This is a genomic window from Tepidisphaeraceae bacterium, assembly GCA_035998445.1.
Lineage (GTDB): Bacteria > Planctomycetota > Phycisphaerae > Tepidisphaerales > Tepidisphaeraceae > DASYHQ01.
In genome coordinates this window covers 205,369-217,487 of the sequence record DASYHQ010000013.1, presented here as the reverse complement: position 1 = coordinate 217,487, position 12,119 = coordinate 205,369, and the positions used below count along the sequence as shown (strand labels likewise).

At 63.3% G+C, this 12,119-nt stretch carries 10 protein-coding genes; 1 reads left to right on the top strand and 9 read right to left on the bottom strand.

The features are described 5' to 3' along the window. Positions 1 to 4: 4 nt before the first annotated feature. Positions 5 to 895: a DUF1559 domain-containing protein gene (locus tag VGN72_04220; protein ID HEV7298547.1), complete on the top strand. Its 891-nt coding sequence runs from the start codon at positions 5 to 7 to the stop codon at positions 893 to 895. 54 nt (positions 896 to 949) lie between these two features. Here VGN72_04220 and VGN72_04215 read toward each other — a convergent pair whose 3' ends face one another. Genes VGN72_04215 through VGN72_04175 form a run of 9 tightly spaced genes read right to left on the bottom strand, consistent with a single transcriptional unit; the run spans position 950 to position 11,848 of the window. Beyond that, positions 950 to 1,990, bottom strand: coding sequence for a hypothetical protein (locus tag VGN72_04215; GenBank protein ID HEV7298546.1), 1,041 nt, complete (start codon positions 1,988 to 1,990; stop codon positions 950 to 952). A gap of 25 nt (positions 1,991 to 2,015) precedes the next feature. Beyond that, the gene (locus VGN72_04210; protein HEV7298545.1) at positions 2,016 to 2,816 is read right to left on the bottom strand and encodes a TIGR04290 family methyltransferase; all 801 of its coding nucleotides are present in this window, start codon (positions 2,814 to 2,816) and stop codon (positions 2,016 to 2,018) included. 57 nt (positions 2,817 to 2,873) lie between these two features. Continuing rightward, the gene (locus tag VGN72_04205; protein HEV7298544.1) at positions 2,874 to 4,040 is read right to left on the bottom strand and encodes a glycosyltransferase; all 1,167 of its coding nucleotides are present in this window, start codon (positions 4,038 to 4,040) and stop codon (positions 2,874 to 2,876) included. Next, entirely contained in the window at positions 4,037 to 5,164 is a 1,128-nt protein-coding gene (locus VGN72_04200) for a glycosyltransferase (GenBank protein HEV7298543.1), read from the bottom strand. The genes VGN72_04205 and VGN72_04200 overlap by 4 nt, the downstream gene beginning before the upstream one ends. Positions 5,165 to 5,191: 27 nt before the next feature. Then, the gene (locus VGN72_04195; protein ID HEV7298542.1) at positions 5,192 to 6,358 is read right to left on the bottom strand and encodes a glycosyltransferase; all 1,167 of its coding nucleotides are present in this window, start codon (positions 6,356 to 6,358) and stop codon (positions 5,192 to 5,194) included. Next, entirely contained in the window at positions 6,346 to 7,479 is a 1,134-nt protein-coding gene (locus VGN72_04190) for a glycosyltransferase family 4 protein (GenBank protein HEV7298541.1), read from the bottom strand. Before VGN72_04190 ends, VGN72_04195 begins: the two co-directional genes overlap by 13 nt. Positions 7,480 to 7,496: 17 nt before the next feature. Further along, positions 7,497 to 8,531, bottom strand: a complete 1,035-nt coding sequence (locus VGN72_04185) for a zinc-binding dehydrogenase (GenBank protein ID HEV7298540.1) — start codon at positions 8,529 to 8,531, stop codon at positions 7,497 to 7,499. Beyond that, positions 8,528 to 10,672: an NAD-dependent epimerase/dehydratase family protein gene (locus tag VGN72_04180; GenBank protein ID HEV7298539.1), complete on the bottom strand. Its 2,145-nt coding sequence runs from the start codon at positions 10,670 to 10,672 to the stop codon at positions 8,528 to 8,530. Before VGN72_04180 ends, VGN72_04185 begins: the two co-directional genes overlap by 4 nt. Before the next feature lie 57 nt (positions 10,673 to 10,729). Continuing rightward, positions 10,730 to 11,848, bottom strand: coding sequence for an NAD-dependent epimerase/dehydratase family protein (locus VGN72_04175; protein HEV7298538.1), 1,119 nt, complete (start codon positions 11,846 to 11,848; stop codon positions 10,730 to 10,732). Positions 11,849 to 12,119: the final 271 nt, after the last annotated feature.

The following is a 12,119-nucleotide window of genomic DNA, read 5'->3' as shown; positions in this document are numbered from 1 at the left end:
TTCTATGACCCACCTTACTCCCACGCGTCGTCCCACGGCCTTCACCCTGGTTGAACTGCTGGTCGTCATCGGCATCATCGCCCTGCTGATCAGCATCCTGCTGCCTAGCCTGAACAAGGCGCGGCGGGCCGCACAGAACCTTCAGTGCACATCGAATCTGCGCCAGATCGCCATGGCGGCCATCATGCACGCCAATGAGTGGAAGGGACGCATTCCCACCGCGACCGAGCACGCGATCGCATTCAACGATCAAGACCCGTCGCGCCGAAAGTGGCAGTACCGCGACTCGGGCGACATCAAAGACTGGGCGAGCGCACTGCTCCCCTATCTCGGTAAGAAGTCGAGCGTGAACTTCCAGGATGCTCCCGACGATGTCGCGAAGATTTTCTGGTGCCCCAGCGATCCCGCCATCGAAGATGGCGGCTACCGGATGAACAACATCACGCACGAGCGGATCAAGGTGTCATATGGCATCAATGCCGACATCGCGGCCGTGTCCAACTCGTCTGGCGAGGGACGGGTCGGCTTCTCGCACACACTTGGCACTTATAAGGGCCAGCCGTCATATAACGGTACGCAAGGCCAGCCCCTGCAGACGCTGCTTCACCGCGTGAAGAAGTCGTCTGAGACGATGCTGTTTGCCGACCGCGGCGTTTGGCCGCAGACCAGTCCGTCTCCGTCCTATGATGTAGAGGACAATGCCATGCTGGTTTACTCCAGCCATTGGTCGGGCGGTGGCACCCTGCGGAACATCTACGAGGCGAGCTGGCTAACGGCTGGTATTCCGCTGAAGCGTCACGATAAGCGTATCAACGTGAGCTTCGTGGACGGGCATGCCGCGACCGTTCAAATCCACGAGTTCGGTCAAGTTCGTGTCTCGCCGTACGACTACTAGGAGTCGTAAGGCATCTAAGTAGTACTCGGTAAACTCTATCCAGCCGTGCCGTCCTCAAACCCGAGTTGACGGCATGGCTTTTTTCATTTCCAGAGGGACGATACTTGCCGGGGTTCGCATCAGTTGCTTCATTACCTCGAACGCGTCCTTCCGAAACCCATCATCCTTCACCAGTCCCATGTGGTACTCGTTCTCATCAACGTGGAACCCTTCGATAGCATCTCGGGTCGGGTCGAGGTCGATCAGGCTGTACCAATACACCCGCGCGGCCGACGATGACGCAGCGGCGGCCGCGGCGTCGCGCAGCGCCTGCACTTGCAGTTCGTACTTAGCCTCGCGGTGCAGCGCCAGGTCCCACGTTGCAATACCGGTCTCAGTGACCCAGATCGGGCGGCCGCCGGAATGCTCGGCGACGTAGGCGATTTTGGCGGCCCAGCCGTCCCAGCGGGCGTGCCAGTCCCAGTTTGGGTTGTCTGGGAACCACATGCCGGGGAAGGCGTGGATGCCGACGGCGTCGATGTGTTGCAGCACACCGTAGTCGGCGATCAGGTTTAGCCAGTGATGGTCGACCGGGATCATGCCGCCCAGCACCGTGTACACGCCCCGCTGCTTCGCCCAGTACGCCGCCGCGCCGATCATCTCGGCGAACTGGCGCCACTGGGGATCGTGGACGGGGAAGTTCCACTTGTAGCGGTTGTTGGGCTCGTTCCACAGCTCCAGCGCGCTGAACGCGTCGCCGTAGTCGGTGATGAGCAGGTCGATGAAGTCCGCGTAGTCCTGCAAACGCCGCGGCGGCGCATTGCAGGCGTTGGCGATCGAGATGCTCGGCGGCGTGTGCCAGACGGACAGCAGCACGTCGATGCCGCCCTCGCGCAGCCGCGCCATCTGCCAGTCGTACCACGCCTTGCCACCGGGTCGAACGTAGTCGGCCCACGACACGCCGGTGCGCAGGTGCCTGACGTTTAACTCCCGCATCAGCTCGATCGTGCGGTCGACGGCACGGTGGTCCTCATAGTGAAACCACTGGCACACGCCCAGCGTGTCGCGCAGCGTGCGGGCGCGTTGCGTTCCATCGTGTGCGAGCACCGTCGACATCAGGACCTCCTGCGATGTGGGCGACCTACCGTTGCGACCGCCCCGTCGCCGACAGCAGCTCCGCGGCATTCCACGTGGCGATGCTGGCCGGCCGAGCAGGATCAGGCTCGCACAGGTAGAACTCGTGACCCGGCCGACCGACGATGCACATGCCCGCCGACCGCAACATCGCTTCACACGCCGCATGGTTCGGCGCCCACCAGTTCGTCGGGTCGCCGGCGAAGCCGTGCTCGAAGAAGGCCATCTTTGGCCAGCCGGCTTCCTGCATGAGGTGTCGCTCGGGGAAGTTGCGGTCCCACGTCTGTTCGAACACGTCGGTGCCGGGCATCGTCAGCGTTTGGAACAGCATGAGCCGATCGACCTTCTGGCAGACGATATCGAGCCCCAGCATCGGGTAGCGCAGGTGGTAGAGCACGCCCATGAAGAGCACGAGGTCGAACCGCTCGTTCAGCCGGGCCAGGTCGTACACCTGCATGCGTTCGAAGCGCGTGCGGCCGCTCAACCCGAACTGTTCTGCGGCCCAGCGCGCTTGCGTGAGATATCGATCATCGAGATCGATGCCCAGCACGCTGCCGCCGCGCTTGGCGATCTCGAACGAGTAGAAGCCGGCGTTGCATCCGATGTCGAGGCACCGCCAACCGTTCAGGTCCTCCGGAATTGAGCCGGCGACCTCCCGCCACTTGAAGGACGGAAAATCGCCGAGCCAGTGGTCGGGGCAAGTCTGTCGGCCATCAGGCAAATGCAGGTTGTGAAACCAGGGACCAAGCGCGGCGATCTCAGGATCTACCGCGGCGGCTTTGGAATCGTGGTCGATCGTTGTCGTCATAGCGGTCACTCCGTCGGCTGTTGGGCTTGCACTCCTTGTCCGGTCGAAGCAGATAAATCATGCAACCGGCGTCGCCATCGGCGTTCGACCGCCTAACGATTGCAGGGCATAGCGCTCCAGTTCCGCCGCCCGATGCGCCGCGGTGTGGGCGGACAGCACCTTCTGCCGGGCGCGCTCACCAATCTGCCGGCGGTCGGCGTCGCTGGTCTGGCGCAGGTATCGCAGCACGTCTGCCGTCGACCGTGCCAGCAGGATTTCCTCATCGGGGGTGAAGAGGGTCTCGATGCCGTCCCACACGTCGCTGATGATCGGTACCCCGCACGCTGCCGCTTCGAACAGGCGTACGCTCGGGCTGTAGCCGGCGGCGATCATGTCGGCGCGCGTGATGTTCAGCGTGAAGGCCTGCTCGTTGTAAAACGCGCGATGTTCCGCAGGGGGCAGATGCTCGATGCGATCGACGTTCGTCCAATCGACATCCTGTGGATATTGCGGCCCGGCCACCACGAAACGGCCTTGTTCCCATTCCCTGGCCGGCTGCAACAGCAATCGGTCCAACGGTGGTTGACGGTCGGTGCTGTACGTGCCGAGGTAGCCGAGGTCCCATCGCCGCGGGCGTTCTTCCGGGTGGTACAACGCCGGGTCGACACTGCAATAGAGCGGCAGCGCACGGGGTGAGCCGAACTGCTGCTCGAGCCGCGTGAGCGTCGGCCCGCCGGTGAATGACAGGTACATTCGGTACTTGCGAATTAGTTCCGGCGACAGATATTCCAAATCGCCACGAGCCAGCTTGGCCAGGGTCACCGGTGTATCGATATCGTAGAACGCGGTCGTACCGCGGGCGGTTCGAGTGACCCATTCACCTACGGTGACGCCCTCTGGCACGTACGATCCAACGATGACGAGATCCGCATTTCGAACGTCAGATTCGAACTGGTCCTTTAGTGTGTCAATGCTGTCGTACAGACATGTCTGCCCATAAGGCGGATTGGGCAAATCGCGATTGCTGGCGTACCACGGCTTATCGTGCTCCAGAAACACCACGTCGTGACCGCGGCGCACCAGTTCGCGAACCAGTCCACGGTAGGTGGTGGCGTGGCCGTTGCCCCACGAACTGGTGATCGTCAACCCGATGATGACGATCCGCAGCGACTCAGCATCTGTTGGCGCGCGCGTGCCTGCTGCAACTGCCTGTTCCGGGTTTTGCGTGAAGTTTAAGGTCGTCATGCTGACACCGATGCGAGAGTGGCTGCCTGTCCCGGTCGGCTGCTGCCAACCCCATCGAGCACTTGCTCAAGCAGACCGATGCGGTGATCGTAAGTGTGTTCCGACAACACCCGCCGCAGCGCCGCCTGGCCGATCGTTCTCGCCCGCTCGGCCGACAACGAACGCGCGTGTTCCGCCACTTCGTCGCCATCGCGAGCGACGAGGATTTCTTCGTCAGGCTCGAAGAACTGTTCGACGCCTACGAATGCATCGGTGATAAGGCACGCGCCAGCGCCGGCCGCCTCGAACACGCGGGTGGCGGGTGAGAATCCGTACCGAGCCATGCTGTCGCGATTGACGTTCAGCACGGCGCGCGGCGAACAGTTGAACGCATTGTGATCGCGCGTGTAAACGTGGCCGACGTCGCGCACGTTCGCCGGCATCGATTTGTCGTGCCAGCCATTGCCACCAATCATGAACTGCATGGCCGGCAACTGTGCGGCGGTATTGAGGAAGAACTCCTCAACCCTCGCCTCGCGGTCGGGCAATCGGTTGCCCAAAAAGCCAAGGTCGGCAGCGAACTTCGGTTCTGGCTGGACTGGGTGATGCGTATGGGGGTCGAGCGCGTTGTAGATCGGGATGCACTTTCGCGCCCCCAGTGCCTCGTACGCCTGCACCACCGGGTCACCGCCCCCGTAGGTAAGTACGAGGTCGTACCGCGGCACGAGCGAGCGGAACGGGTCGGCCGGGTTCGTCTGAACGCGCTCGAGCGTCGCGGGAGCGTCGACATCCCAGAAGCAGACAACGTTCGACGGTCGCTTCAGATCAGCCACGGCCGCTTCCAGCAGATCATCAAACACGCCGTTGCCGCTCGCCTTGATGATCAGATCCGCCTCGGCCGCGACGTCCAAACATCGCCGTACGTCTCCCGTGCTTTCATGCGAGTAGACGACGACCTTCGCCCATTCGGGGTCCGCAATGTCTCGATGTTTCTGGCGATCGTACGCGTCGCTCTCGTAGAACGTGACCTTGTGTCCGCGGCCGTGCAGCGCTCGCACGATGCCACGGTAGTACGTGGCGGCACCGTTCCAATACGCGCTGACGAGGCTTGAGCCGAAGAATGCGATGTTCAGGCGTGAGTTCATAATCGTTCCATGCTTATCTGAACCAATTCACTGCGCGTGCTCCAATGCGGCGGACTTGTTGGCGGGTGCCGACGTCGACAAGTGCCCCCCGGCAGGCCGCCGCTCTACACGCAGCTCCGCGACGATGTTGAGCAACTCATCGACGCGATGCGCACACGTGTGTCGTGATAGGACCGTGCGATGCCCATGCGCAGCCAGTTGACGTGCATAATCGCGGTCGCTGATCAGTGTCCGCAGGTGGCGCCTCATCTCCTCGCCATTGCGGGCCACCAGGTAATCCTGCCCTGCGGTGAAGAGGTTCTCGGCATCGTTCCAAGGCGAACAGACGAGCGGAATGCCGCACGCCAGCGCTTCGAAGACGCGAATCGTCGGGATGCCGGGCAGCGCCAACGTGTACGGGCGACGCATCACGTGAACCGTGACGCGGAAGCGCGCAAAGACGTCGGGGGCGCGGAAGTTGGCAAGCCAGCCCGCATACTCCACACCGGCGTCGGCCAGTGCGGACTTGGCGTGATCAGGATAGCGCACACCGTGGATGCGCGCCTTCAGCTTCAGCTGCTTCACGGGGTCCAGCAGGAACTCCTGCAACTCGGCCGTGCGTTCGTCATCGCCCCAATTGCCTACCCACACCAGGTCGCCATCGCAGGGCCGGTCGGCGATCGGGCGGAAGAGGCGCGTGTCGGCGGCCTCGTGCCAGGTCCAGGCGCGCCGGGTCCAACCGCGGTTCAGGTAGAGGTCGCGCAGCACGTTGCCGAAGGCCAGTACGCCGTCGAAATGGGTGAGGTCGTAGCGCGACATCGACGCTTCTTCGGTAATCGCGCGGTGGTGCGTATCGTGGAACAGCAACTGATAGCTGCCGCCTTGTGCCCGGTGCTGCCCAACCCGGCGAACCAGATCGTGGTCGCTCCATTCGTGGACCAAGACGACATCGGCACCGTCCAGCACCGCATTCAGATCGAGCGTGGACGCGTCGTAGGGGAGGCTGGTCAACCCCGGATAAGCGGAGCGAAATGCAGCGATCGGTTCCTGCCCGTGCTCCGCTGTCAGGTTCTGCAGGCTCCAGGCGTCGCCGGGTTCGTACACATCGACCCGGTGCCCGCGCAGTAGAAGCTCGGAGACGACACCGCGCAGGAAGTGGGCATTGCCGTGATTCCAATCCGACAACAGCGAGTGATAGAACATCACGAAACGCATGCAATCCCTTCTTGCGCCCCTGGCGCGTTCGAATCGCTCTCCTTGAAGCTCGCGGAGTCCGTTAGTTGCCGGTAGAGACCTTTGTAACGATCGCCGACCTGTGATAGCGTGTACCGTTGCGCGCGTTCGGTGGCTCTGGCCGCGAAGGTGGCCCGCCGGCCTTCGTTGACGCACAACTCGCGAATCGCGTCGGTCAGTTGTGCCGTATCGGTCGGCGGCACGTACACCGCGGCGTCGCCCCACACCTCGCGCAGGCTGGGGATGTCGCCGATGACCAGAGCACACCCAGACATGGCGGCTTCCAAGATCGACAAACCAAACGGTTCGTACCGAGCCGGCATCGCGTAGATCGCCGCGCGAGACATCCGCTTCGCCAATGCACCCGCATCGAGCCTGCCGAGCGAGCGCACGTTCGTCGTCCATCGACCGTTGGCACCATGTTGCCCGCCCACGTCGCCAGCGACATAAATGGGCCAGGTAAGATGCGGTGCGACGGAGTCGAGCGCGGTGATGTTCTTCGCCTCGTCCCAGAACCGCCCGGCCGACAGGATGAAGGAAGATTTCGTTCTCACAGCGTACGCAGCGGACTCGCGCCCGTTGAAAATGACATGCTCGTTGCCCAATACGCCGTAGTGTTGATGCACGCATTCCAGCATCGCCGCCGTCGGTGCGACAACTGCATCGGCACCGCGCAGGCCTTCCTGTACTGCCCGGCGGTAAGTGTCCCACTCCGGTGGCGCGGCCTCGCCCTTCACGGCCTGCCACCACGACAACACACACGAGTGCGCCACTACCACGATCGGCGCCTCGAACGGCAGCGCACCGTGCGCATACCCGTTCAAGTGAATCACATCTGGCTGAAGCGTCTGCTCCAACTCCAGCAGCCAGCGGCCAGCTTCGCGCACGTCGTTCCACGGATCGGGCATCCATTCAAGGGCAAAGGTGCTTTCGAACAATGTGGCATTCTCCAACCGTTGCAGCTGAGCCCGCTGATCCGACGAGACGGCGGCGCCCATGGTGGCCAGTGCCACTTCCACGCCGTGCGGCCGTAGAGCGCGAATGAGGTCGAGCGCGTACGTCCATACGCCGCCGACCGTGTCTGTCGTCATCAGGACCTTCATGTCGGGTGTCATCTCCTTCACATCTCGATCAGTGCCTTCAGGAAGCCGTCCGGCCGCTCGCGGGTCATCCGAAGCGCGTCGCCGAGGCGTTCCAGCGGGAACGTGTGCGTGTACAGAGACGATGGGTCCAGCCGCCCTGCTGCGACTGCCGCCGCGGCTGCTTTCATGCCTTGGACGTAGACGGCGGTATCTCGCTCGTGGGCGTTGATGACGTCCAGGCCACGCCAGTTCCACAGCTGCATGTTGATCTGCCGTGGGCCGTCCTGGTGATACCCCGCGACGACCAACCGGCCGCGCACCGCGCAAAGCTCGGCCGCCAAGTCCAACGGCCACTGTTTGCCGACGGCTTCAATCACCACGTCGCAGAAGCCCTTCACCTCGTACCCGCCACTGCCAGCGGTCAGTTCAGCGACGCGGTTAATGATCTGCCAATGGTCGTCCATTGGGATTACCTCGTGCGCGCCCGCCTGCCGCGCAACGTCCAGCGAGAACGGCCGCCGTGAAATGGCGATGACACGCGCACCTGCTTGCGCCGCCAGTTGTGTGAGCATCGCCCCGAGGAAGCCAATGCCGATGATGGCGATGGTCTGGCCGGCGCGGACATTGGCCCGTTCAAAGATGTTCATCGCACAGCCCAACGGCTCGGCCGGAAACGGTAGGCCGTCTAGCGACGCCGGTAATCGAACTAGCTTATCTTGCGGCGCCACGTCGTACTCGGCGTATGCATTGTTCGATAACATCGCGACGCGATCGCCCACCTGAAGGCTACTTACACCCTCACCAACCGCATCAATTCGTCCCCATGCCTCATGGCCGAGTTGGCCAGGTGCCATGGGGTATTGGAACCATTCGCGACCTTCGAACGGCGGGATATTCGACGCACACACGCCGCACCCTTCGATCCGCACCCGCACCTCGCCCGCGGCGGGCGTGGGCACGGTGACATCGTTGCGCATCTCGAACACCTCGGGCGCAACGAGCACCGCCGCGCGCATGGTGGAACGCCTAACGGGAACGGTTGACGGTTGCAGGTCAACAGCGGCGGCGGTCATTTCACGTCCTCCTTGGCGGGCCGGGTTAGCGGCGCGACGGTGTCCGCAGCTTGCTTGGCTTCAATACTGCTCCAGGCGCTCTGGCCCGGCTTCACCAGCGACATCGCCCGGCGGCGCGGCTTGGCAACGTTGGCCGCCAGCCAATCGTTCAGGCGTGCCACGCCCTCGGCCGCTGAAACGGTTGGTCGCCAGCCCGTGTCGCGGGTCAGCTTGCGCGCGTCAGACACGTAGTAGCGCTGGTCGCCTGGCCGCCACGACCCGAAGCGCACGTCGGGCCGCGTGCCCTGCACGTCTTCGATCATGTCCAGCAGATCGAACAGGCTGATCGTGTTCGCGGGCGTGCCACCAATGTTGAATGCGTGGCCGCGGACGCGTTCGTCATTCATGTGTGCCTGAGCGAGCAGGAAGGCGTCGACGAGGTCGTCGATGAACAGGATGTCGCGCACCTGCTTGCCGTCGCCGTAGATGGTGATGGGCTCGCCCTTCAATGCCTTGATCAGGAAGTGAGCCACCCAGCCCTGGTCCTCGTTGCCAAACTGGTGCGGGCCGTACATGCAGCTCATGCGGAACACGACCGCCGGCAGGCCAAACGTGCGGGCGTAGTCGACCACATATTGGTCGGCGGTGCCCTTCGAGCAACCGTAAGGGCTGTGGAAGTCCAGTGGCCGCGATTCGCCAATGCCGTAGTCTCGCACGGCGGCGTCGACGGGTTCGTAGCGGTTATTCGTCAATCGCAGACGCACGTCGGGCAAACCGCCGTAGACCTTGTTGGTGCTGGTGAACACGAGCGGCGGTGGCTCGTCCTGTGCGCGAATTGCCTCCAGCAGATTCAGCGTGCCGCGGGCATTGACCTCGAAGTCGTGGATCGCATTCACGAGGCTCGTCGTCACCGCAACCTGGGCGGCGAAGTGGAACACCTTGCTCGCGCGGGCCACGGCCATGCGCAGCGCGTGGGCGTCCTGCACGTCGGCCGCCTCGATGCGCATCAAGTCGCCGTGCTCCTGGCGCAGCCATCGCAGGTTCTTCTCGACCCCGGGGCGAGAAAGGTTGTCGTACAGCAGCACGCTTTGCCCGCTCGACATTATGCGGTGCGCGACGTTCGTGCCGATGAAGCCGCAACCCCCGGTGATGAGCACCGGCTTGTCCTGGCCCATCACGTGCGCGCTGCGCCCGATCCAGTACGCATCGCGCACCGCATCGGTGCCGCCTTCGGCCCACAGGCGGTAAAGCAGCTTCTCGCCGCCATCGGTGCGCTTCAGGCCGTAGTGATATTCGCGTTCGTCGGCGTGGAAGCCATCCACCGTCGGCAGCATCGGATCCAGGTCATGGGCGGCATACCAGTAGACCCGGTCGACCGGCGCGTCGATCGTATCCACAAACGCCGTCAACTGGCGGCGCTCATCGTGCCGCCACGTGCTGTAGCCGGTTTCGGTGATCCAGACTTGCGCCTCGGGTTGAAATTGATCGAGCACGGTGCGAACCGGGTCGATGACCGGCCGCCACCCTTCCCACTTGGCCTCGCTGGAACCTGGGAAGGCGTGCACACCGACCGCGTCGATATAGCGCAACAGGTTGCGCTCGCCCATCAGGCGGAGCCAACCCGCATCGATGGGGCTCATACCGCCAAGCACGGTCTTCTTGCCGCACTGCTTGGCCCAATAGGCGGCCGCGCCGACCATCTCGCTGAACTTCAGCCAATAGGGGTCGAGCGCGACGTCCCACGCGCGCAGGTTGTTCGGTTCGTTCCAGAGCTCGACGTACTCGAAGTGCCGTCCAAACCGCTTAATCATCAGGTCGATGAAGTCGGCGTAGCATCGCGTATCACGCGGCGGAGCGCTCGTCTTGGGCGCCACGCCCCAACTGGGCGGCGTGTACAGGAAGCATGGCAGCACGTTCACCTGCCGGGCCAACTGTGGAAACAGCCACGCGTACCACGCTTCGCCCTCGGGCGTGTGCCAGTCGGCCCAGGAGACCCCGATGCGCAACTCGCTCACGCCGAGCGTCTTCAGGTCGCTCAGCACGCGGTCGACGCGGTCGTGCTCACCCAGACGGAACCACTCGAGCATGCCAATGGCCGGCCCCGCATGTCGTGCTGGCGCCGCGAGGGCGCCGCGCGATCGTGATGTGTGCTTCTTCTTCATACAGATCGATCCCAATCTACAACCGTTCGATCATCCACGTTCCGTACAGGCACTCGCTTAGATGGCGAGCCCGCGCTTATCCAACTCTGCCCGAGCCTGCGCGACGCGGTCGTCGGCAACCTGTCCCTCAAGCCACTCGGCCAGTTCGACCAAGCCATCCTCCAGCGTCACCTGCGGCTCGTACCCCAGCACGCGGCGGGCAAGGCGGATGTCGGCGAAACAATGGCGAATGTCACCCACGCGGTACTTACCGCTGATCTCCGGATCGATCGATTCCTTGCCGAGCACTTTTGCGACCTGCCTGCCGATCTCCAGCACGGTGTAAGCGTTGCCGCTGCCGATGTTGAAGACGCGCCCCGCGGCATCCGGCACTTCAAGCGCGAGTCGACAGGCGCGGGCAATGTCGTGCACGCTAACGAAGTCACGCTGCTGCAGGCCGTCCTCGAAGATCATCGGGGGCTTGTCGTTCATCAGCCGGCTGGCAAAAATCGCCAGCACGCCCGTGTACGGGTTGCTGAGCGCCTGCCGAGGGCCGTAGACGTTGAAGAAGCGCATCGCGACGGTCGGAATGCCGTATGCCCGGCCGACCATAAGGCACATGCGCTCCTGGTCAAACTTGCTCAGCGCGTACACGCTTGCCAGCGTGGGCTGTTTCGATTCTGGCGTCGCGATGGGCGTCAGCACCTGCGCGCGGTTGTTGCGCACTTCCCAATCGTGTTCCTTCAACTGGTCCAGCGTGCGCTCGAGGCCAGTAGAGATCTCGCCGTCGGGGTCCTTGTAAAGGCCCTCGCCGTAGATGCTCATGCTGGATGCGACGACGAGACGCTCGACCGGCCGTTCGATCAGCGCTTCCAGCAGCACGGCGGTACCAAGGTTGTTCAGGCTAGTGTAGTTGGCGATCTCGTACATGCTCTGACCAACACCCACCGCAGCGGCCAAGTGATAGACGGCATCCACACCCGCCATCGCGCGGCGGACGGCCGCGGGGTCGCGAACGTCGCCAATGGTCAGTTCAACGTCTGGATGAAGGTATTCAGGCCGGCGAACATCCTCGCCATGAACTTGGGCCGACAGGTGATCGAGCACCCGAACGCGATAGCCCCGTTCCAACAGTTCATCCGCCAGATGCGAGCCGATGAACCCCGCCCCGCCGGTGATCAGAATCCGTTTGCTCATATAAGTTGGCCCTTGCGCCGACCACAGCGAGTGCCCGGCTTTGCGAAGACTCAAGCAGCATCAGGCTCGCGCCCGTGCCGTCGTTGATGAGCAGCAATACAACGGCTGTGCCCGGACATGGGCCACCCCAGGGAGGACAGACTGGCGAGGCGCGCTACGACAAGGATCAGCAGCAGCAGGAACCGTCGGGATGTGCAGGGGATGTGGCGCAGCGGAAGGCATTAAACGGGAATGACACGGGCGCCGACCGCACCATTCGTGTAAGGAAAAA

Bases quoted from the DNA above. Each gene is read 5' to 3' on its own strand.
- VGN72_04180 (HEV7298539.1), bottom strand. From the start codon at position 10,672: ATGAAGAAGAAGCACACATCACGATCGCGCGGCGCCCTCGCGGCGCCA.
- VGN72_04215 (HEV7298546.1), bottom strand. From the start codon at position 1,990: ATGTCGACGGTGCTCGCACACGATGGAACGCAACGCGCCCGCACGCTG.
- VGN72_04185 (HEV7298540.1), bottom strand. From the start codon at position 8,531: ATGACCGCCGCCGCTGTTGACCTGCAACCGTCAACCGTTCCCGTTAGG.
- VGN72_04220 (HEV7298547.1), top strand. From the start codon at position 5: ATGACCCACCTTACTCCCACGCGTCGTCCCACGGCCTTCACCCTGGTT.
- VGN72_04205 (HEV7298544.1), bottom strand. From the start codon at position 4,040: ATGACGACCTTAAACTTCACGCAAAACCCGGAACAGGCAGTTGCAGCA.
- VGN72_04190 (HEV7298541.1), bottom strand. From the start codon at position 7,479: ATGAAGGTCCTGATGACGACAGACACGGTCGGCGGCGTATGGACGTAC.
- VGN72_04210 (HEV7298545.1), bottom strand. From the start codon at position 2,816: ATGACGACAACGATCGACCACGATTCCAAAGCCGCCGCGGTAGATCCT.
- VGN72_04195 (HEV7298542.1), bottom strand. From the start codon at position 6,358: ATGCGTTTCGTGATGTTCTATCACTCGCTGTTGTCGGATTGGAATCAC.
- VGN72_04175 (HEV7298538.1), bottom strand. From the start codon at position 11,848: ATGAGCAAACGGATTCTGATCACCGGCGGGGCGGGGTTCATCGGCTCG.
- VGN72_04200 (HEV7298543.1), bottom strand. From the start codon at position 5,164: ATGAACTCACGCCTGAACATCGCATTCTTCGGCTCAAGCCTCGTCAGC.